Origin of the sequence: Micromonospora sp. WMMD967 (genome assembly GCF_029626165.1) — a bacterium.
GTDB classification, from domain to species: Bacteria; Actinomycetota; Actinomycetes; order Mycobacteriales; family Micromonosporaceae; genus Micromonospora; species Micromonospora taraxaci.
In genome coordinates this window covers 5790956-5811738 of sequence record NZ_JARUBK010000001.1, presented here as the reverse complement: position 1 = coordinate 5811738, position 20783 = coordinate 5790956, and the positions used below count along the sequence as shown (strand labels likewise).

Annotated in this window: 19 protein-coding genes and 1 pseudogene; 12 read left to right on the top strand and 8 right to left on the bottom strand. The window is 71.1% G+C overall.

What is annotated here, in order from left to right; all coding sequences use genetic code 11:
• Positions 1–235 precede the first annotated feature (235 nt).
• The 3 genes from O7631_RS26180 to O7631_RS26170 are packed head-to-tail and all read left to right on the top strand — an operon-like array spanning position 236 to position 2540.
• Entirely contained in the window at positions 236–1171 is a 936-nt protein-coding gene (locus O7631_RS26180) for a DUF6282 family protein (protein WP_278146709.1), read from the top strand.
• On the top strand, positions 1168–1884 hold the full coding sequence (locus tag O7631_RS26175; protein ID WP_278146708.1) for a PIG-L deacetylase family protein: 717 nt from the start codon (positions 1168–1170) through the stop codon (positions 1882–1884). The genes O7631_RS26180 and O7631_RS26175 overlap by 4 nt, the downstream gene beginning before the upstream one ends.
• Positions 1881–2540, top strand: coding sequence for a 4-carboxy-4-hydroxy-2-oxoadipate aldolase/oxaloacetate decarboxylase (locus O7631_RS26170; protein ID WP_278146707.1), 660 nt, complete (start codon positions 1881–1883; stop codon positions 2538–2540). Before O7631_RS26175 ends, O7631_RS26170 begins: the two co-directional genes overlap by 4 nt.
• Before the next feature lie 37 nt (positions 2541–2577).
• On the opposite strand, the gene O7631_RS26165 is transcribed toward O7631_RS26170, so the two are convergent.
• Positions 2578–4032, bottom strand: coding sequence for an alkaline phosphatase PhoX (locus O7631_RS26165; RefSeq protein ID WP_278146706.1), 1455 nt, complete (start codon positions 4030–4032; stop codon positions 2578–2580).
• Between the two features lie 209 nt (positions 4033–4241).
• Here O7631_RS26165 and O7631_RS26160 point away from each other — a divergent pair, with 209 nt between their 5' ends.
• The 3 genes from O7631_RS26160 (at position 4242) to O7631_RS26150 (ending at position 6830) form a co-directional block, all read left to right on the top strand.
• The gene (locus O7631_RS26160; RefSeq protein WP_278146705.1) at positions 4242–4970 is read left to right on the top strand and encodes an alpha/beta hydrolase; all 729 of its coding nucleotides are present in this window, start codon (positions 4242–4244) and stop codon (positions 4968–4970) included.
• Between the two features lie 181 nt (positions 4971–5151).
• A complete protein-coding gene (locus O7631_RS26155; protein WP_278146704.1) occupies positions 5152–5667 on the top strand; it encodes a SigE family RNA polymerase sigma factor in 516 nt (171 codons plus the stop codon).
• Positions 5664–6830: a hypothetical protein gene (locus tag O7631_RS26150; protein WP_278146703.1), complete on the top strand. Its 1167-nt coding sequence runs from the start codon at positions 5664–5666 to the stop codon at positions 6828–6830. Before O7631_RS26155 ends, O7631_RS26150 begins: the two co-directional genes overlap by 4 nt.
• Before the next feature lie 46 nt (positions 6831–6876).
• Here the strand turns inward: O7631_RS26150 and O7631_RS26145 are convergent, their stop codons facing one another.
• The 3 genes and pseudogenes from O7631_RS26145 to O7631_RS26135 all read right to left on the bottom strand — a co-directional run bounded on the left by O7631_RS26145 (position 6877) and on the right by O7631_RS26135 (position 10167).
• Positions 6877–8580, bottom strand: a complete 1704-nt coding sequence (locus O7631_RS26145) for a cellulose binding domain-containing protein (protein WP_278146702.1) — start codon at positions 8578–8580, stop codon at positions 6877–6879.
• Between the two features lie 498 nt (positions 8581–9078).
• A pseudogene (locus O7631_RS26140) lies at positions 9079–9258 on the bottom strand (cell division protein DivIVA); the annotation flags it as partial.
• Positions 9259–9639: 381 nt separating this feature from the next.
• Complete coding sequence (locus O7631_RS26135) at positions 9640–10167, bottom strand: MarR family winged helix-turn-helix transcriptional regulator (protein WP_278146701.1); 528 nt, start codon at positions 10165–10167, stop codon at positions 9640–9642.
• 138 nt (positions 10168–10305) lie between these two features.
• Between O7631_RS26135 and O7631_RS26130 the strand changes: the two genes are divergently transcribed.
• Positions 10306–12576 carry an LLM class flavin-dependent oxidoreductase gene (locus tag O7631_RS26130; RefSeq protein WP_278146700.1) on the top strand — a complete coding sequence of 757 codons (2271 nt, stop codon included), beginning with the start codon at positions 10306–10308 and terminating at the stop codon, positions 12574–12576.
• Here the strand turns inward: O7631_RS26130 and O7631_RS26125 are convergent.
• The gene (locus tag O7631_RS26125; protein ID WP_278146699.1) at positions 12573–13283 is read right to left on the bottom strand and encodes a DNA alkylation repair protein; all 711 of its coding nucleotides are present in this window, start codon (positions 13281–13283) and stop codon (positions 12573–12575) included. The genes O7631_RS26130 and O7631_RS26125 overlap by 4 nt on opposite strands.
• A gap of 122 nt (positions 13284–13405) precedes the next feature.
• Here O7631_RS26125 and O7631_RS26120 point away from each other — a divergent pair, with 122 nt between their 5' ends.
• On the top strand, positions 13406–13960 hold the full coding sequence (locus O7631_RS26120; protein ID WP_278146698.1) for a hypothetical protein: 555 nt from the start codon (positions 13406–13408) through the stop codon (positions 13958–13960).
• Between the two features lie 66 nt (positions 13961–14026).
• Here the strand turns inward: O7631_RS26120 and O7631_RS26115 are convergent, their stop codons facing one another.
• Positions 14027–14872 carry an NAD(P)H-binding protein gene (locus tag O7631_RS26115; protein WP_278146697.1) on the bottom strand — a complete coding sequence of 282 codons (846 nt, stop codon included), beginning with the start codon at positions 14870–14872 and terminating at the stop codon, positions 14027–14029.
• A gap of 89 nt (positions 14873–14961) precedes the next feature.
• Between O7631_RS26115 and O7631_RS26110 the strand changes: the two genes are divergently transcribed.
• The 3 genes from O7631_RS26110 to O7631_RS26100 all read left to right on the top strand — a co-directional run bounded on the left by O7631_RS26110 (position 14962) and on the right by O7631_RS26100 (position 17387).
• The gene (locus O7631_RS26110) at positions 14962–15441 is read left to right on the top strand and encodes a MarR family transcriptional regulator (protein WP_278146696.1); all 480 of its coding nucleotides are present in this window, start codon (positions 14962–14964) and stop codon (positions 15439–15441) included.
• Between the two features lie 114 nt (positions 15442–15555).
• Positions 15556–16773, top strand: a complete 1218-nt coding sequence (locus tag O7631_RS26105) for an MFS transporter (protein WP_278146695.1) — start codon at positions 15556–15558, stop codon at positions 16771–16773.
• On the top strand, positions 16770–17387 hold the full coding sequence (locus O7631_RS26100; RefSeq protein WP_269679566.1) for a VOC family protein: 618 nt from the start codon (positions 16770–16772) through the stop codon (positions 17385–17387). The genes O7631_RS26105 and O7631_RS26100 overlap by 4 nt, the downstream gene beginning before the upstream one ends.
• A 23-nt stretch (positions 17388–17410) precedes the next feature.
• Here the strand turns inward: O7631_RS26100 and O7631_RS26095 are convergent, their stop codons facing one another.
• On the bottom strand, positions 17411–18019 hold the full coding sequence (locus tag O7631_RS26095; protein WP_278146694.1) for a TetR/AcrR family transcriptional regulator: 609 nt from the start codon (positions 18017–18019) through the stop codon (positions 17411–17413).
• A gap of 92 nt (positions 18020–18111) precedes the next feature.
• Here O7631_RS26095 and O7631_RS26090 point away from each other — a divergent pair, with 92 nt between their 5' ends.
• A complete protein-coding gene (locus tag O7631_RS26090; RefSeq protein WP_278146693.1) occupies positions 18112–19122 on the top strand; it encodes an aldo/keto reductase in 1011 nt (336 codons plus the stop codon).
• A gap of 59 nt (positions 19123–19181) precedes the next feature.
• Here O7631_RS26090 and O7631_RS26085 read toward each other — a convergent pair whose 3' ends face one another.
• Complete coding sequence (locus O7631_RS26085; protein ID WP_278146692.1) at positions 19182–20759, bottom strand: helix-turn-helix transcriptional regulator; 1578 nt, start codon at positions 20757–20759, stop codon at positions 19182–19184.
• Positions 20760–20783 lie beyond the last annotated feature (24 nt).

The following is a 20783-nucleotide window of genomic DNA, read 5'->3' as shown; positions in this document are numbered from 1 at the left end:
CCGGCATCGATAGACGATTTTAGATCAGGCCTGTGGTGCCCGTCAGTCCCGAGCGGGCAACGGGTTTGCCGAAACCGCTTCCCGCGAATCCACAGTGGATGGTGAATGTGACAGCACCTTGAAATGGGCATGATCACCGATATGCTTGCGCTCGGCGGCTTCCGGCTCGTGACCGCCGCGCGCTCGACCGAGCGCACCCGTACGACCCCGCTCTCGGGGCTCACCGAGGAGCGCGATGACTGACCCTCTGGTCCCCTCCGCCCGTGCCCGCGCCGTGGTCCGCGGCGCCTACGACACGCACGTGCACGTGGCCCCCGACGTGATGGCCCGACGCATCGACGACGTCGATCTGGCGCACCGCTGCGCCGAGGTCGGGCTGGCCGGTTTCGTCCTCAAGTCCCACTACGTGGCGACTGCCGAGCGGGCAGCGGTGGTCCGCAAGGTGGTGCCCGGCGTCGACGTCCTCGGTGCCGTCACCCTCAACGGCGCGATGGGCGGCATCAACCCGGTCGCGGTCGAGGTCGCCGCGCGCCAGGGTGCCCGGATCGTCTGGATGCCGACAGTGGACTCCGGAAACCAGCGGCGCAGCACCGCCACCGATCTGCCAGGCGCCACACCGGCGATGTGGGGCGCCTTCCAATCCGACCTGCACAGCCAGGGCATCGTGCCGGATCCGGTCGAGGTCGTCGACGACGAGGGGCGGGTCCTCGACCGCGTACGCCAGGTGCTGCGGGTGATCGCCCGGCACGACATCACGCTCGCCACCGGCCACCTGAGCGGCGCAGAGATCGCCGCCGTGGTCCGGGCCGCGACGCAGGAGGGGGTACGCCGGATCGTGGTCACCCATCCCGAGTTCACCTCGCAGCGACTGACGCTCGCGCGGCAGCGCGAGCTGGCCGAGGAGGGTGCCCTGTTGGAGCGCTGCTTCACGACCCCGCACTCGGGCAAGGTCGACTGGTCGGACCTCTTCGCCACCATCCGGTCGGTAGGTGTGGCGCACTCCGTCCTCTCCAGCGACCTGGGACAACCGTTCAACCCGCCGGTGGAGGACGGTCTGGCGCTCTTCGCCGACCGCCTGTTCGACGCCGGCTTCACCGAAGACGAGGTCCACGTCATGGCGGTGGTCAACCCGCGCCGTCTGGTGACGCCGGCCGGATCGACGCCGGCATGAGCGGGCGACGGATGCTGGTGGTGGGAGCCCACTCGGCCGACTTCGTCTGGCGGGCCGCCGGAGCCATCGCCACGCACACGCGGGCCGGCGGCGAGGCCGTCGTGTTGGCGCTCTCCTACGGCGAGCGGGGCGAGTCCGGCGAGCTGTGGAAGGACCCGCAGCAGACGGTGGAGAACGTCAAACGACTGCGGCACGCCGAGGCGGAACGGTCCGCCGCCGCGGTCGGTGCCCGGTTCGAGGCGTTCGACCTGGGCGACTACCCGCTGCGGATCCGGGACGAGGACATCGACCGGCTGGCGACGCTGATGCGCGAGTACGCACCACACGTGGTGCTCACCCACCCCGAGCGCGACCCGTTCAACCCGGACCACCCGACGGCACATGCCGCGGTGGCGACCGCCCGGCAGCTCACCGCGGGCGCCGGAGTGTCCAGCGGCTTCCGAACCGCCCCGCCCTCGGAGTTCCTGGCCTTCGAACCCCACCAACCTGAACTCTGCGGTTTCGTTCCCACCGTGTTCGTCGACATCACCGAGGCGATGCCGGCCAAGCGGGAGGCGATGGCGGCGATGACCGCTCAGGGCTACCTGCGGGAGTATTACACCCAGCGCGCCGACCATCGTGGCAACCACGCCCGCCGGGTGACCGGCGACGCGGCCATCCGGCAGGCGGAGGCGTTCCAACGGTTGATCCCGAACGTCGTGGTGACACTGTGAACTCCGCCTACGACGCGGCGGACGTCGACCCCACGGTGATCGGGACACTGGCCGCCGCCGGGGTGGCAACCGTCTACGAGGCCGCCGGTCGGCGGGGCCTGATCGACGTGGACCTCGTGCAGGTGGTGCCGGGGTCCCGGGTCGCCGGCGCCGCCCGGACCGTCGTCTGCGGCCAGGGTGACAACCGGGCGGTGCACGAGGCCATGACGCTCGTCCGCCCCGGGGAGGTGCTCGTGCTCACCATGCCCGAGCCGGCCCCCGTCGCGCTGATCGGCGAGCTGCTGGCCACGCAGGCCAAGGTCGCCGGGGCGGCCGGTGTGCTGGTCGACGCCGCGGTACGGGACGTGGACGAGCTCCGGACGCTCGGCCTGCCGGTCTGGGCCCGCTGGCGTCGGGTTCGCGGAGCCACCAAACGCGACAGGGGTTCGCTCGACGTCCCGGTGCCGCTCGGCGGCGCGACTGTCGAGCCGGGGGACATCATGGTGCTCGACGCCGACGGGGCAGTGGTGGTGCAGCGGACGAGCGCCGACGCCGTGGCCGCCGCGACGAGGAGCCGGACGGCCCGGGAGACGGGACTACGGGCCCGGCTGGAAGCCGGCGAGTTCAGTTACGACCTGCACGGAATGCGGACGGAGGACGAGCCCCGCGGGCGGTAGGACCGGGCGGACCGCCCGACCCCACCGCCCGACCTGGTCAGCCCAGGTACTTCTCCCACGGGCCGGTGATGGCCAGGGTGAGACCCGGGTCCTGCATGTTGACGAAGAGTACCTGACCGTCGGCGCTGAAGGTCGGCCCGCAGAACTCCGAGTCGTTGAGCATGTTGCGGGCGATCGCGTACGTCGGGCCGCCCGGGATCGTGCTGAGCACGTGCGAGGCGCCCTTGCCGTCCTCGGCGAGGACCAGGCTTCCCCACGGGGTGACTGTCACGTTGTCCGGGCCGTCGAAGGTGATGTCGGTGTACTTCACCGGCGTCCCCTCCTCGGAGGAGGTCTGGTGCGGGAAGTACGTCACCAGCTGGATGGTCTCGTCCTTGAAGTTGTAGAACCAGACCATGCCGTCGTGCGGCGCGGCGTCGGAGGGCAGGTCACCCTCGTCCCAGGCGTAGGAGTTGACGACGTACACACCCTCGTCGGTGCTCCACACGCCCTCGAACTTGCGGCCACGGGTGACCTGACCGTCGGCGAACTGCTCGCGCACCGACGTGTGCCGCGCGTCGCGGTCCGGCACCTCGATCCACCGGACCGGGAAGGGGCGGCCCAACTGGGCGGAGGTCAGGTAGGCGACGTCCGGCAGCACCGAACCGTCGTCCATGATGATCTGCATGGCGGCGAGGACGCCCGCGTTCGGTGCGAGGCGGGTCAGCACGCCGGGGCCGACCTTGACGCCACGCGGCGCCGACCAGCGGTAGAAGAGGCCGTTGGGCTCGTCGGCGTCCTCGGACAGGTAGATGTGGGTGCGGTCCTTGTCGATCGCCAGGGCCTCGTGGGAGTAGCGGCCCAGGCACTTGATCGGCCGCGGGTCCGCGCTGCCGTCGGCCCAGACCTCGAAGACGTAGCCGTGGTCCTTCTGGTAGGTGCCGGTCCGGCCGCCCTCTTCCCACTGGTCACCGGCGCGGTCCTCGGTCTCCTCGCAGGTCAGCCAGGTCCCCCAGGGGGTGGGGCCGCCGGCGCAGTTGGAGATGGTGCCGGAGAGGGCGACGAACTCACCCAGGTTGCGGCCCGCACGGTCCGTCTTGATCACGGTGCAACCGCCGGCGTCGACGGCGCCCGGGTCGTACACCGTGCCCTTGACGTGCGGTACGCCGAACTCGGCGCCCGGGTCGATCTCGTGGTTCTGGATCAGGGTGTAACGGCCGTGGCCGGCGTCGTAGACGGCCATGCCGTCGTGGTCGGCCGGGGTCATGCCCTGGCCGCGGTCCAGCCGGGTGACGCCGGTCCGGGTGACCACCGTGTAGCTGAAGCCCTTCGGCAGGGCGAGGACGCCCTTCGGGTCGTCCACGAGCGGCGGGAACGGCACGTGGCCGGGCTTGACCGGCGGGTGCGGGCGGCCCGGGCTGGCCTGCGCCAGCGACGGCAGACCGCCGGCGACGGCGAGGCCCACGCCGGCGGCGGCACCGCTGGCGAGGAAGGTACGACGAGAGGAAGGCACGTGATCAGCTCCTGGTCAGGACAAGTGCGACGAGTCGGAGCCAACCCGTGCGGACGAACAGCAACACGTCGTCGACGGGATCGGTCGGTGACATCGGGGTGAAGAAACAGGGCCGCCCGCGCCCCGACGTTTCCCGTGCGCACGGTGGGTAATCAGCCGCGCTCACCCAGTCCGTACGGGGGTGCACACCCCCTCACGCGAAGGAGCCGATGGCCGTGTCAGATCAGAACATCACCGTTGTCCTCGTTCACGGCGCGTTCGCCGAATCGGCGAGTTGGAACGGTGTGATCGAGCGGCTGGGCTACGGCTACTCCGTGGTGGCCGCCGCCAACCCGCTCCGCAGCCTCGCCGGAGACGCCGCCTACGTGCGGGACGTGGTGCGGGGGGTCGGCGGACCGGTAGTGCTCGCCGGCCACTCGTACGGCGGCATGGTCATCACCGAGGCCGCAGCGGGCGAGCCGATGGTGCGCGGCCTGGTCTACGTCAACGCGCTCGCCCCCGACACGGGTGAGTCGGCGTTGTCGCTCTCCGGGAAGTTCCCCGGCAGCACGCTCGCCGACACCCTGGTCTCCCAACCGGTGGCGACCGGTGGGAACGAGGTGGCCATCGCGCAGGATGCCTTCCACCAGCAGTTCGTCGCGGACGTCTCCGAGGACACCGCGGCGTTGATGGCGCGGACCCAGCGGCCGATCACCGAGCAGGCGCTCGGCGACGGGCTCTCGACGTCCGAGCCGCCGTGGAAGTCGTTGCCCAGTTGGTTCGTCTTCGGCGACGCGGACCGCAACATCCCGGTCGCCGCGCACCGCTTCATGGCCGAACGCGCCGGCGCCCGGGGCACCCGCGAGGTCGCCGGCGCCTCCCACGCGATGACGATGTCCCAGCCCGGCGAGGTCGCCGAGTCCATCATCGAGGCGGTCCGGGGTGTCGGGGGCGGCTAGCACGGGCGTGACCGGTTCGCGCCCCGGGCAGATCGGCGCGTGAAACGACAGGCGACCAACGACGTACGGCCCCGGCCGCGATCCCGCAGCGGCCGGGGCCGTACGTCGTTGAATCCTTTTCCGGCGCGACGCAACCTGGTGGTCGTCGCGACCCGTCGAGGGTGCGGAGGAGGGAGCCTCGATGGCGGATGCCGAGGGTGAGTTCGTGGAGTACGTCTCCGCGCGACTGCCGAGTCTGCACCGGACCGCGTTCCTGATGTGCGGAGACGCCCATCTGGCCGACGACGTGGTGCAGCAGACGATAACGGCGTTGTACGTGAACTGGCATCGGGTCAGCCGGGTGGACAACGTCGACGCGTACGTGCACCGGATGCTGGTCCACAAGCTCGTCGACGAGAAGCGGTTGAGCTGGGCGAAGGTCCGGCTGTTCGGTGCGGTGCCGGAGCCACCGCGTACGCCGGTCACACCGCACGACGAGGTGGTCGAGCGGGACAGCGTGGTCGGCGCGCTGGCCCGTCTGTCCCGCGGCCAGCGCACCGTGCTGGTCCTGCGGTTCCTGTGCGACCTGTCGTTGGCCGAGACGGCGGCGGCCATGGGTTGTTCCGAAGGCAACGTGAAGGCACAGACGGCCCGGGCGCTGGCGGCGGTCCGCCAGGTGCTCGACGTTACCGAGATGTCCGGGAGGAGTACGAGATGACGGTGGACGAGCAGCGGATCGCCGCGCTGCTGCAATCGGCGCCGGTGCCCGAGCCACGGGTCGACGTCGCACGGGCGATCAGCGACGGCCGGCGTCGCCGTCGACGCCGTCGCACCGGCGGGGTCGCCGCCGTGACGGTGCTGGCCGGGCTCGTCGTCGTGGGTGCCGTCGGGTTCGGTGGTGCCGGCCGGCCGCAGACCCCGGACACGCCATCCGTGGTGGCGGCGCCGACCGCCGTGGCGTCCACCGCGGGGGCCCCGCCGGTCACCTGCGAGGCGTCGTGGTTGCCGCAGCCGATCGGGGGGTCGGTCGCGGTGGCCGGTGGCGTGGACCCCACCGGACGCTACATCGTCGGCGACATCGGCACCGGGAACGAGGACGGGAGGATCGTGCTCTGGATCGACGGCAAGGCGACGCTCCTTCCCGCCGGTGCACGCCACGCGGCGGCGGTCAACGCCCGGGGCGACGTTGTCGGCACCGGCGGCAACGGCGTCGGCTGGGTCTACCGGGCCGGAAAGCTGCGCTCCCTGGTGACCCCGCCCGGTTACCAGGCGGTTCTCGTGCACGCGGTCAACGGCCGGGGTGACATCGTCGGCACCGCCCGCGGGGCCCGCGACTCGCACCAGGCGGTCGTGTGGTCGGTGGACCGGCCGCAGGAGTACCGGCTGGTCGGGCCGCCCGGGTCCGCCGCGACAGCGATCACCGAGGACGGTTCCGTCGTCGGCGCGATGGGTGACCTGCCCTACCGGTGGACACCGGAGGGCACCGGGATCGCGCTGGCGGTGCCCGACGGTCTTCCGTACGCCTCGGTGCAGGCGGCACGCGGCGAGTGGGCGGTCGGGATGGCTCCCGGCGAGCGGCAGGGCTCCGCCACACGGATGCTCCCGGTGCGGTGGAACCTCACCACGGGTGCGGTGAGCCTGATGCCGTTCCCGAGTATCAGCGCGATCGCCGGCAACGGTGAGGCGCTGGTCGACGACGGCGCCCCGCTGCTCGTCGCCCCGGACGGCACGTCCCGCCGGTTGCCGGGTAGGCCCGAGGTCCGGGCGACCGAGGCGGGCACCTACTCGGCCAGCGGGATCAGCGACGACGCCATGACGGTGGTGGGTTCCGTTCACGAGAACGAGGCGTACCGGCCCTTGGTGTGGCGCTGCCGCCGCTAGGGCTTGGGACGGTGCCCGCCGACCATCGGTCGGCGGGCACCTCGGCTCAGAGGGTGAACACGAGCGTGGAGATGCTGCGCGCGCCCACGTTGATGGTGGCTTGTCCTCCGTTGACGCTTGTCGGTTGGCTGGCCGCGTTGGCGTTCTGCGAGGTGAGGTAGTGCTCGGCCCGGGTGACGTTCTGCGGGGCCTGGATGACGGCGTTGTTGACCGCGCTGTTCGAGCGGTTGAGGATGACCAGGGTGATCTTCCCGTCGCCCTGGTAGGCGGTGACCTCCAGCGGGGAGGCCTTGGAACTCTTCGTCAGGGCGATCCGCTGGTAGCCGGGGCGGACGTACTTGGCGTACTGGGAGAAGGCGTACCCGCGCTTGAGCGGGGCACCCGCGACGGTGCCGTACGCGGACTCGCCGTCGCCGATGAAGGAGTAGTAGCGCTTGCCGTACCACCAGATGTAGGCGCTCCAGTTGGCCTCCATCGACTTGTGCACGGTGCGCATGATGTCGTCGAGGGTTTCGTTCCAGACCGCCGTGTTGGCGGGGTTGCCCCAGATGTTGGAGCCTCCGCCGTCGGCGGCGTGCAGGTTCCACTCGGTCATCCACACCGGTTTGTTGTGCTGCTCGGCCAGGTTGTAGGGCCGCAGCCGGCCGGACTCCTCGGTGCCGTAGAGGTGCCCGCCGATGTAACCGATGTTGTTGCGGGCGGTCGAGTCGTTCAGGGTCGGGTCGGTGAAGTTGTAGTTCAGGTTCACCGCCTCGGCGACCATCAGCTTGGTGTTCTGTACCTTGGTGCCCTGGTCACGGACGAAGGTGCGCAGCTCGGTGCCGCTCCAGTCCATCGAGTCGTAGTCCGGGTGCCAGTCCGGCTCGTTCTGCACCGAGGTCACGTCGATGGTCACGCCCTGGCCGCGCATGTACTGCACGTAGCTGTTCAGGTGGTTGGCGTAGTCGTCGTAGTAGTCGGTCCGAAGCTTCCCGCCGTTGACCCGGCTGTTGTTGGTCTTCCACGCCGCCGGCGCGGTCCACGGCGACGCGAGGATCTTCACGTTCGAACCAGAGGACTTCGCCGTCTTCAACGAGTTCACGTGCGTCGCCCACTCGCTCGACACCGGCGACAGACCGGTCCGCACGATGGAGAGACCCAACTGGTTGGCGCCCATCCCGACCAGGGTCTGCGTCTCGGCGGTCGACCACGCGCTGCCCCAGATGGACTGCGCGGCCCCGAACCCGTCGACGGTCTGGTACCTGGTCGCGCTGTTCACCGTGATGTCCGCCGGCCCGTTCGGCGGCGGTGTCGTCGGCGGGGGAGTGGTCGGCGGGGGTGTGGTCGGGGTCGTGTCGCCGGTGCAGGCCACCCCGTTCAACGCGAAGCTCGTCGGGGCTGGGTTGCTGCCGCTCCACGAACCGTTGAAGCCGAACGAGACCGTCCCGTTGGTCGCGATGCCCCCGTTGTAGCTGACGTTCTTCGCCGTGACCGCCGCGCCGCTCTGGGTCACCGTCGCGTTCCACGCCTGGGTCACCGTCTGACCCGCACCGTAGGACCAGGTCAACGTCCAACTCGACACCGCGTCACCGAGGTTGGTGATGGCCACGTTGGCCCCGAAGCCGTCCTGCCACTGCGACGACACACCGTAGTTCACCGAACAACCGGCGGCCGCCGCCCCGGCCGGCGGCGCCAGGGCGACCGCCGTCGACGCCAGCAGGACGGCGCCGGCCGACACCAGGACGGCGTTGGTCCTTCTTGGTCTTCTCATGAAGCTCCTCCTGAACGGTGGTGGTGGTGTCCACGCCTTCGGAGGGCTCGCCGTCCCGGCAAGATTCCGTCACTCATCGGGCATATTGGGAGCGCTCCCAGCTCGGCGATTGCCAGGAAGGTAATTCATCCAATGATTGCTGTCAATGCCTCAACCCTCTGAGCAGGGCGGGGTGGCTCGGCGGCGCTGTCACGCACAACGCCGCCGACCGTCAGCCGGTTAGGTCGAGCACGCCTGAGTCGACCTGCCCGAACTCCGGCGCATGACCGACGGTCCACGTGAGACGCACACCCCCGTATGCCACGGCCCAGCCGAGCACTGTGTACGTCAGACCGTGGCCCGCCCGGCCGACGATCGGCGTCGCTGTCGCGATGCCTCTGATCGTCGCGGGACGGGGGCGCGGCCGGCTCACGCGGGCAGGGGAGGGTGCTCCCTCGCGGGAGGGAGCGTCGGTTCTCCGGCGAGTGGCTCCTAATCCCGGCTCCGGTCGGTGCCGGTGATACCGGCGGCCTGGTCCCGGGCTCGACTCAGGATCGTCTCCGCCTCCTCGCGGGCGGCGGCCACGAGCTCCTCGCTTTCGCGCCGCGCTTCGGTGCGGTGGTCGTTGGCCTGTTCCTCGGCGAGCTTGAGGATCCGTTCGACCTGATTACCCAGGCCGCTGAGAGTGGGGCGTTCGTGCCGCTGTCTCCACTCCTCGTATGAGGTGTCCGCGCTCGCGCCGCCCCCGTCGCGGACCACCGTGCCGTCGGCGGCGAGGGCGGCCTCGCTCTCGCCGAGCATGGCGAGGCCGACTCCGAGCGCGGCCACCGCGACCCCGGACCACAGGGCTGCCGTCCCGAGAGACGGTCCGACGGCCGCACCGACGCCCAGTCCGAAGAGGAGGGCCGCGGTCTTGGCTGGCTTTCGCATGGCTCGTCCTCAGGGCTGCGGGAGAAGGGGCTGCTGGTTCCAGCATGCGAAGCCGGGTCAACCCACTGCCGCACGACGCCTGTCGGCATCGACGCCTCCGGCGGGGTGGGTCGCAGGCGCAAGGAGGCCGTGGTCGTGCGGTGGTCCGAGTTACCCGGCTGGCTGCTCGGCCGGTGGCAGGACGCTGCGTACCGCGACGCAGGGGTCCGTCGCCGGCGCGGCGGCGTGGATCGCCTCGGCGGCGCGGGCCGCGAAGTCGCGGAAGGTGTCGCGCTGATCCTCGGGCAGCCCACCCAGCACGTGGTCCTCGGCGTGGGTGACCCGCCGCTCGGCCTCGGTGAGCGCCGCACGTCCGCGGTCGGTGGCGACGATCCGGCGGGCCCGCCGATCCTGGGGGTCGAGCTTCCGCTCGATGAGACCGGCGTTCTCCAGGTCGTCGATGACGTACGTCAGGACGCTGCGGTCGATGCCCAGGCGGGTCGCCAGGGCGCCCTGCGTGGGCACGTCCTCGTGGACGACGACAGACAGGATGTGGTAGCCCCGGCTGCCGTGCGGCAGGTCGTTGAGCATCTCCTCGACGTACTCGTGCCAGCGGCGCAGCACCACACCCAGGGACCAGCCGAAGGTCGAGCCGCGCCTGCGGTCGGCCGGCAGTTCGCACGGGTCGGTGGCGGCCATGCACCGGACGCTAACAGGCGAGGTCTCGACCGAACTGACGTTCCCTCTGGAATGCGTGGGCGGACAACTACGTTGTGGGACATACGATCTGCCGGACAGAACATAGTCCGACAATATGACCACGGAGATGCCGAAGCGATGCCTGATTACGGTCACGAAATCCTGTTCGGGACGTTCCTGACACCCGGTGCTCAGGACCCGGACCACGTGGTGGCGCTCGCCGAGCTGACCGAGGCGGTCGGCCTGGACCTCACCACCTTCCAGGACCACCCGTACAACCCCGACTACCTCGACACCTGGACCCTGCTGAGCTGGGTCGCCGCCCGCACGCAACGGTTGCGGATCTCGGGAAACGTCCTCAGCCTTCCGCTGCGCCCGCCGGCCGTCCTGGCCAGGGCCGCGGCGAGCCTGGACCGGTTGTCCCACGGCCGGTTCGAGCTGGGCCTCGGCGCGGGCGCGTTCTGGGACGGCGTCGAGGGCATGGGCGCTCGCCGGCTGACGGCCGGGCAGGGCGTCGAGGCGCTGCGCGAAGCGATCGACGTCCTGCGCGGCGTCTGGGACGACGCCGCACCCGGGCCGCTGCGCCACGAGGGGACGTACTACCCGATCCCCGGCATGCGGCGCGGCCCCGCGCCGGCGCACGACATCGACATCTGGCTCGGCGCGTACCAGCCGAAGATGCTGGCGTTGACCGGGCAGAAGGCGAACGGCTGGCTGCCGACGCTGGAGTACCTGCGGTCCCCGGACCGGGTGACGGCCAACCGACTCATCGACGAGGCCGCGGTCGCGGCGGGACGCGACCCGCGGCAGATTCGGCGGCTGCTCAACCTCTTCACTGTCGACGTCTCGTCGCGCAGCCGCGGCTTCCTCCAGGGGCCACCGGAGCAGTGGGTCGAGCAACTCCTCCCGCTGGTCGTCGAGGAGGGATTCAGTACCTTCCTGGTCGGCCGCGACGACCCGCGACTGATCCAGGCCTTCGGGCAGGAGATCGCTCCGGCGCTACGCGAGGCGGTCGCCAGGGAACGTGCGGCGACCGCGCCGGACGCCAGTCGGCCCGGCGCGATAGCCGTCCGGTCCGAGCGCCGTCCGGGACTGGACCGTGAGGCGCTGCCGGCGTCGCTGGCCGCCCGGACCGTCGCGCCCGGCGACCGGGAGTACGAGGGTGTCCGCCACACCTACAGCTGGAAGGGGGCGCCCGCCCTGGTGATCCGTCCGGAGAGCGCCGCCGAGGTCGCCGAAGCCGTGTCGTACGCGCGGACGCAGGACGTCCCGTTGTCGGTGCGCAGTGGCGGGCACGGCATCAGCGGCAGGTCGACGAACGACGGCGGAATCGTGATCGACATGTCGAGGATGAACAGTGTCGAGGTGCTCGACCGGGCGAGTCGTCGGATCCGGCTGGAGCCGGGTGCCCGGTGGGGGCAGGTGGCGCAGGCGCTCGCCCCGTACGGCCTGGCGATGAGTTCGGGTGACTACGGCGACGTGGGGGTCGGCGGTCTCGCCACCACCGGGGGCGTCGGATATCTGGCGCGCAAGCACGGTCTGACCATCGACCACGTCGTCGCCGCCGAGATCGTCACCGCGGACGGTCGCCTGCTCCGCGTGGACGACGAGCATCACCCCGACCTGTTCTGGGCAATCCGTGGCGCCGGCGGCAACTTCGGCGTCGTCACCGCCCTGGAACTGGAGGCGTACGAGGTCGACACTGTGGTCTTCGCTCAACTCGTCGCCGACGCGACCGACGCCGCGCAGGTGCTCCGCCGCTGGGGTCAACTCGTCGAGGACGCGCCCCGGGAGCTGACCAGTTTCCTGTCTCTCTTCCCCGGGCGTCGGGGCGATCCGCCGATGGCCCAGGTCACGCTGGTCTACGGCGGTGACGACGTCGAGGCCGCCCAGTCCGCCCTGAGCCCGTTCCTGGAGATCGGGCCGATCCTCGATCAACAGGCGCAGCTCGTGCCCTACCCGGCGATCGTCGCCCCACCCGGCAACCAGCATCGAGGTCAGGGGCTGCGCGACACCCGCAGCGGTCTGTCGCACCACATCACCCCGGAGGTGGCCGACCTGATGGCAAACATGATCAATTCCGGCGACGTGATGATCATGCAGGTCCGGTCCGTCGGCGCGGCGGTCAACGACGTGGCACGCGACGCGACCGCGTACCCGCACCGGGACCAGAACTTCTCGGTGCTCGCCGCCACGGTCGAGGACCGGAGGCCACAGCTCGACAAACTGTGGGCCGAGCTGTACCCGCACCTCGACGGCATGTATCTCAGCTTCGAGTCCGACACCGACCCGGCGCGACTGCTGGACGCCTGGCCCGAGCCCACGCTGAGCCGACTGCGCGCCGTGAAGGCCACCTACGACCCGGACAACGTCTTCAACCGGAACTTCCCGATCCCCCCGGCCGGCTAGAGCGCGCCGGAAAGGTAGTCCCGACGTCGCTGCGGTTCGAACTTCTCGATCGCGTACCGCAGCATGACCCGGGGCATGGCGCGGTAGCGGCGGAGCAGGAACTCCTCCTCCGCCGCTCGGTCACGGTTGCCCACCTCGCGCAGCATCCAGCCCACCGCCTTGCGGACGAGGTCGTGCGGGTCGCGCAGGAGGCGGTCGCTGAGTCGGAAGGTCCAGTGGAAGTCGTTGGCCCTGATGAAGGCGAAGGTCGCCATGATGGCGATGCGTCGGTCCCACACCAGGTTCGACCCGGCCAACCCATCCAGTACGCCGCGCTCCCTGTCGACGAGCCAGGGGCCGACGATGTACGGCGCGGACGAGTCCACCAGGTCCCAGTTGTTGAGCCGGTCGGTGTTGGCCAGGACGATGCGGAAGATCTCGCCCTGTTCCTGCTCGTCGCCCTTGGCGAACTTGCGCACCAGGATGAGCAACGACGTCAGCCGCTCCTCGTGCACCTCACCGTGCAACAGGTCCGTCGTCTCCACCAGCGAGAGGTCGCGCCAGTACCGGGCGGCAACCCGACGCTGGTCCGGCACGGTGACGCCGATGGCCCGGTCGCCCTCGCCGTAGCCGCCGGGGACCATCTGCAGGAATCGGCTCGACGCCTCGGCGCGACGTGGGTCGGCGAGGCTGGCGAGATCTCGACGGACGTCGACGCTCGTGGCCATGACGTGCAAGCTACTGCGGCCAGCAGCAGTCGAGCCGTCCTACCCGCCGCGGACTGCCGCAAACCAGGTCGTCGGGTGACGGGCCCGGGAATGGGTGCCGGCCCGAGGGGTACGGCCCCACCATGCTGAAACGAGCGGTGTGGCAGGGGTTGACGGCGGGGCTGGTCGGGGCGGCGGTGATGACGGCCGCGGAGAAGGTGGAGCAACGGGTGACCCGCCGGCCCGACTCGTACGTGCCGGCCCAGGTGCTGGCACGGCTGGCCGGCCTGCCGGAGTCCTCCGGGCAGCAGCCCCGCTGGCAGAACCTGGCGATGCACTACGGTCAGGGCGCGGTGGTCGGCGTGCTGCGCAGCGTCATGGCCCAGGCCGGGCTGCGGGGTGTCTGGGCCTCCAGCGTGTTCACGGCGCTGCGACTGGCCAACGACCAGATCCTGGAGAACGCCACGGGGGTGGGGGCGCCCCCTCTGACCTGGCCCCGCTCGGAACTCGCCATCGACGTGCTGCACAAGTCCGTCTACGCGTTCGCCACCGGAGCGGTGGCCGACGCGCTCGCCGCCCGCGACGGCGCCGGGCCCGGGCAGCGGCACGCGGCGATGCGCCCCGGTCGCCAGTCGGACGTCGGGCCCCTCCCGTACGAGGGTCGGCGGAACGGCCGGGTCCCGGCCAGGCCGAGATGAGGTCGGCGCGGCGGTAGCCGGTGCGGGGAAGGGCCCTGACGGTGGCCCTTCCCCGAACGCCACCCGTCAGAGGTTGCCGAAGTGCTCGCGGTGGTCGTTCGCGAACTCGGCGAAGCTCCGCGGCGCCCGGCCGACGACCTGCTCGACGTGGTCGTTGGTGAAGTCGCCCCAGCCGGAGCCGTAGGCCGCCCGGTATTCGGCGAGGACCTCCGCCGACCACTCGTCGAGCCCCGCCTGGAGCAGGCTGTCGCGCACCTCGTCCGGGCTCTGCGGCGCGTACCGCACCGGCTTGCGGGTCGCGCGGGCGATGTCCTCGGCGGCCTGGTGCAGGGTGATGCTCTCCGGGCCGGTCGGTGTGTAGATCCTGCCCTCGTGCCGCTCGGGCGCGGCGAGGATCGCCGCCCCGGCCGCGGCGATGTCCCGGGCGTCGATCAGACCGACCTTGGCCTCGCCGAAGAGCCCGTAGAGGTGTTCACCCGCCTTGGCGGCGAGCAGGTTCTGCATGAAGTGACTCGGGCGCAGGATCGTCCAGGGGATGCCGGACTCCTGCACCTCGGCGTCGGAGAGCCCGTGCAGGCGGCCGTTGCGGGTGGGCGCGTCGTGTGCGGCGCCGATCGCGGAGAGCCGGACGATGTGCCGCACCCCGGCCTGCCGGGCGGCCCACACCGCGTTCATGCTCTGGCTCGGCGCCGTCGGGCCCATCGGGGTCAGCAGCCAAAGCGTCGTCACGCCCTCGAACGCCGGGGCGAGGGTGCGGGGGCGGTCGAGGTCGCCGACGACGACGTCGACGCCGTCGAGTTGAGGAGCGCGTGCGGCGTCCCGCACGAGGGCGCGCACCGACTGCTGCCCGGCGAGTTCCCGCAGCACCTCCCTCGACACGGTGCCGTTGGCTCCGGTGATCAGAATGGTCATGGTTGTCCTCCGGTCGGGTGGACAGCGGTCGTGGTGGCCGCTGGTCGACGCCCGTCACGTTATAGTCCAAAACTTGTACCGTCCAATGATTGGACTACTTTATGAACCGCAGCACACTGAAGGAGCAGGCCCCGGACCTCGGCATCCTGGCCGTGCAGCTCTCCGCACGCGTCCAGCGGGAGATCTTCCGACGGTCGGCGGAGCACGGATTCGGCGACGTCCGGCCCCGGCACGGAGCGGTCCTCGCCTACCTGGACGTCGAGGGCACCCGCCCCGGCGAACTGGCCAGGCTGGCCGGACGCAACAAACAGACGATGGGAGCGATCCTCGACGAGCTGGAACGGCTGGGCTACGTCCGGCGTACGCCCGACCCGGCCGACCGTCGGGCGAAGCTGATCGTGCCGACGGACCGGGGTCGCGAATTCATGGAACTCACCGACGGCATCGTCGACCAGATCGAGCAGAGACTGTCCGACACGCTCGGTGCCGAGCAGTACCAGACCTTCCGGAGCGCACTGGGCCGTGGCGTGGCGGCCCTCCCGGCAACCGGTCACGACACCGAGGGCTGAGGCGGGGTGGCCCGCCTCGCCCGCATGTGACGGCGCAGAGCGGGTACCCGGCCGTCGCTCACCAGCGGGACCTCCGGGTTCCACCGCCGTCAGCGCAGCCCGAGGAGCACCGACATGCCGATCGCCGGGAGGGCCCGACTCTCGCCGAGGGTCTCCCTGCTGCTTCTGGCGTCGATCCTCGTGTCGTTCCTGGCCGCGTCGGCCGCCCCGACCCCGCTCTACGGCACCTACCAGGAGCGTTGGCACTTCTCGCCGGTCACGACCACGGTGGTGTTCGCCGTCTACGCGCTCGCGGTGCTGGTGTCGCTGCTCACGTTCGGCAAGTTGTCGGACCACGTGGGCCGCCGCCCGGTCCTGGCCGTGGCGATCGTGGTGCAGATGCTCTCGCTCGTCGTCTTCGTCTTCGCCAACGGCGTACCCACACTGGTGGTCGCGCGACTGCTCCAGGGGCTTGCCGCCGGCGCCGCCACCGGCGCCGTCGGGGCCGGGATGCTCGACATCGACCGCGCCCGGGGAACGCTCGCGAACTCCATCGCCCCCGGCATCGGCACCGGGAGTGGCGCCCTGCTCTCGGCGCTGCTCATCGACTTCCTGCCCGCGCCGACGCGGCTGGTGTACGTCGTCCTCTTCGTGGTCCTCCTGATCCAACTCGTCGGTATCGCGCTGATGCCGGAGACGGTCACGCCGATGGCGGGAGCGCGACGCAGCCTGCGCCCCGAGATCAAACTGCCACGCACCGTACGCGATCCGCTGCTGGTCGTCGTCCCGGTGCTGTTCGCGGTCTGGGCGCTGGCCGGCTTCTTCGGGGCGCTCGGCCCGGCGCTGGTACGCAGCCTCATGAACACGTCGATCGTGGTCGGCGGTCTGGTCCTCTTCGTCTTCGCGGTCTTCGGGTCGATCGCCGTCCTGCTGCTGCGCAACACCGCCGCCCGGACCGTGATCCTGATCGGGATCGTCGCCCTCGTCCTGGGCATGGTCGTCACGTTGGTGTCGGTCATGGCGGAGTCCGTCCCGGGATTCTTCGTCGGCCTCGCGCTCGGCGGCGTCGGCTTCGGCGGGGGATTCCAGGGCAGCCTCAAGACGATCACACCACTTGTCGAGGCACACGAGCGCGCCAGCGTGCTGTCGCTGCTCTACATCGTCTGCTACGTCGGGTTCGGCCTCCCGACGGTGATCGCCGGCTTCCTCGTCGTGTACGCGGGCGGCCTGCCGCAGACCGCCGACGAGTACTCCGTCGCCGTCATCCTGCTCGCCCTGGTCGCCCTGTTCGGGGTGCGCAGGGCCACCAGGACCACTCAGCCAGCAGCAGCGACCGGGAGGGGAACGCGATGAGCCCGAAGAGCGCCCAGGGGGACGCCGGCATCGAGAACGTCGACGTCAAAGTCGAGGTGATCGTCATTCCGGTGTCGGATGTCGACAGGGCGAAGGAGTTCTACCTGCGCCTCGGGTGGCGGCTCGACCAGACGCCGCCCGGCATCGTCCAGCTGACGCCGCACGGCTCCGGATGCTCTGTCCAGTTCGGCCCGGGGCTCACCCCGGCGGCACCCGGTTCGGCCATGGCGTACCTGGTCGTGTCCGACGTCGAAGCGGCCCGCAACGCCCTGGTCGCCGCCGGGGTCGAGGTGGGCGGGCTCTTCCACGTCAGCCCGGACGGCCCGGTCGACGGGCTGGACCCGGAGCGGCGCAGCTACGTCTCGCGCGCCACGTTCCGTGACCCGGACGGCAACACCTGGCTCATGCAGGAGATCACGACCAGGCTGCCCGGGCGCATCGAGGGTGGACTGACGTCGTTCGGCTCGGCGAGCGACCTGGCGAGCGCCCTGCGGCGCGCGGCCGCCGCGCACGGCGAGCACGAGGAGCGCACCGGCCAACGGGACGAGAACTGGCCCGACTGGTACGCGACGTACATGGTCAGCGAACAGTCGGGGGCCAAGCTGCCCGAGTGAGGATGGCCGGACCGTGGGCTGCGTCAGCGCAGCCCACGGACGAGGTTGTCGACCAGGGTGCGCGCGAAGTCCTCGGTGAGCGGGAGGTCGGCGATGAGCAGCCGGTGGTAGCAGGCGCCCCACAGCTGGTCCACAACGGATTCCGGGTCGATGTCGGCCCGTAGCTGCCCCCGGCTCATGGCCCGGCTGAGGGTTTCGACGGCCAGGGCCCGACGGGGGGCGGAGTAACGCTCCCGGTAGGCGGCGGCCAGCTCCGGGTCGGTCTGCGCCTGCCCGATGAGTTGACTGATGACCCGCCCGGCGGTGGTGTCCCGGACGAGGTGGACGAAGGCGACGAGCTGGTCGGTCAGGTCGGTGACGATGTCGCCGGTGTCCGGGAACGCCAACGTGGGTGCGACGACGGTGAAGTAGCCGTCCAGGGCGAGCGCGCCCTTGGAGGGCCACCACTTGTAGATCGTCATCCGGCTGGCCCCGGCGAGCGCCGCGACCTTCTCGATGGTGAAGCCGGCCATGCCCTCGTCCAGCAGGAGGCCGCCCGCGGCCGTGAGGATCTCGGCCCGCACCTGGTCGGCGGGCCGACGGCCGCGACCCCGCCGGGGCGACGCGGGGGGTTCCGGGGTGAGCTGGGCCACTGGTCCTCCGATTATATGGACAGCGTGTCTTCATGCTGGTTATATGGACACAGCGTACACAACGTGGCGACAACCGAAAGGAGACGAGCGACATGGCGGGTCTACGACGGCGACAGTTGGGTGCCTCCGGTCCGGAGGTGTCGATCATCGGGCTCGGCGCGATGGGCATGTCGGACCTGTACGGTCCGGCCGACGAGGCGGAGAGCGTCGCGACACTGCACGCGGCCATCGACGCCGGTGTGAACCTCGTCGACACCGCGGACTTCTACGGTTCGGGTCACAACGAGATGCTGATCGGCCGGGTGCTGCGGGAACGCCGCCGCGACGAGGTGGTGCTCAGCGTGAAGTTCGGCGCCCGCCGGACACCGGACGGCGGTTTCCAGGCGGCACCGTACGACGTGTCGGCGGCGGCGGTGAAGGACCGCCTGGCGTACTCGCTGCGCCGGTTGGGCACCGACTACATCGACATCTACCGGCCGTCCCGGCTCAACCCCCAGGTGCCGATCGAGGAAACCGTGGGTGCGCTGCTCGAGATGCGGGAGGCCGGCTACATCCGGCACATCGGGCTCTCCGAGATGGGCGCGGACACCATCCGCCGAGCGGCGGCGGTGGCACCGATCAGCGACCTCCAGATCGAGTACTCGCTGCTGTCCCGTGGCCCCGAGGCCACGATCCTGCCGACCCTGCGCGAACTGGGCATCGGGCTGACCGCCTACGGGGTGCTGTCCCGAGGCCTGCTCAGCGGGCACTGGTCGGCCGAGCGTGAGCTGACCGGCGCGGACTTCCGGGCGAACAGCCCCCGCTTCCAGGGCGAGCATCTGGCCGCGAACCTGCGCCTCGTGGACGCTCTGGGCCGGGTCGCGCAGCGACTGGGGGCCACCACCAGTCAGGTCGCGATCGCCTGGGTGGCGGCGCAGGGCGAGCAGATCGTGCCACTGGTCGGGGCGCGGCGGCGGGACCGGCTCACCGAGTCGCTGGGCGCTGTCGACGTGGTGCTGGACCGGGACGCGTTGGACGAGATCGAACGTGCCGTACCGGCCGGCGCGGCCTCCGGCCAGCGCTACGCGAGCCCGATGATGTCCCTCCTCGACAGCGAGAAGTGACAACGACCGGCCGGCGGACCCCACTGCGGTCACGCCGGCCGGTCATCGTCCGGCGCCGGTCATCGTCGGGCGCTGTCCCAGGCTCGCACCAGCTGCATCCGGTTGTGGATCCCCAGTTTGTGGTAGATCGACCGGAGCTGGGTGTCGACAGTGTGGAAGGAGACGAAGAGGCTCCTGGCCGCCTCCTTCTTCGTGGCACCCGAGGCGAGCATCTCGGCCACCCGCTCCTCGGCCGGGGTGAGCGCCTCGATGCCCGTACGCGCCGGCCCGTCGCTCGCCGGCCGATGCCGCGGTGCGGTGGCGAGCTCGGCGCACCGGCGGTCCGCAGTCGCCTGGTCGCCCGGTGCCCCGATCCGGGCGTAGAGGGCAGCGGCCTCGTGTGCGGCGTCGCGTGCCTGCACGGGCCGCAGTGCCGGGCTGTTCGCCAGGTCGAGCAACGCGTCGGCGAGCGCCGGCCACGCGTCGGTGGTGCGTAGACCGTCGACCGCCGACCGGAGCGCGTCCGGGTCGCGATCGCGCAGCCCTCTGGTCTGGTCGGCCAGCGCGCGCCACAGCGGAACCGGGGTGCGCGTGGCCACCGACTCGACCAGTTCGGTGACCCGGCGGGCGGCCGGGGTGTCACCGGCGGCCATCGCGGCGCGTACCAGCCGGGGGCCGAACTGCGGCACGGGCAGCAGCGGTCGCACCGACCGGTGCAGGTCGGCGACGACCCGGGTGAGCAGGTTCGCGGGCACGCTGAGGGCATTGTCGCGAACGGCGACGCAGAAGGCGGGCGTCCACAGCGTGCTGTCGGGCCAGCGAACCTCCGCGAGGCACGGACGGAGCACCGCCCGCGCGTCGTTGTGGTCGCCACGGCGGTAGCGAACCTCGCCGATCACCGCGACGAGCAGGGCGCGCACCTCTGGGCTGAGGTCCACCGGGCCGGCGGTGAGCGTCGTGACCGCGAGTGCGGCCGCCTCGGGCAGTTCGCCAACGGCGACCATCCGCAGGCAGTCCAGCGCGGTGAGCGCGCTGCTGAACAGGGGACCGGCTTCGTTCGAGGTCGGGCGGGTAGCGGCCCGTGCGTCCTGGTGCCGGCCCAGGCCGAGCTGCACGAGGATGCGTTCGGCCCGGATGGACGAAGCGTCGCCTCGTGTCGCCGGGGACCCCGGGTCCAGCGCCGCCAGCACGGCGTGAGCCCCCGGCAGATCGCCGTACGACAGCGAGCGGGCGGCCCGGCCGAGGGCGAGGTGACGGGCCGACGAATGGTCCCCCGACGCGGCGTGCGCGACACCCGCGTCGCGGAGCAGGGCGTCGGTGTCCGGATGACCCACGCGGGCGGCGGTCGCGGCGACCAGCGCGAGCAGAGTGCTGCGGCTGCGGGCGTCCAGCCGCTGGTCGAGCGCCGTGCGCAGACCGGCGAGGGCGATAGTGGGCTGTTCCAGTGCCGCGATCCGCGTGAGGTGACCCAGCAGGTGCGTACGGTGGCGCTCGCCGTGCCGGTCCGCGGCGATCTCCGCCGCCAGGACGGTGAGCGCCGCCGTCCCGCGTCCGCCACGTCGTAGCTGGTCCGCCGTGGCGTACACCCGCTGGCGGCGTCGCTCGGCGTCGTCGTGGTCGGCCGGGAAGGTGCCGGCGTCGAAGGATGATCCGGACAATGGCGTTCTCCACGGTTGTTACCC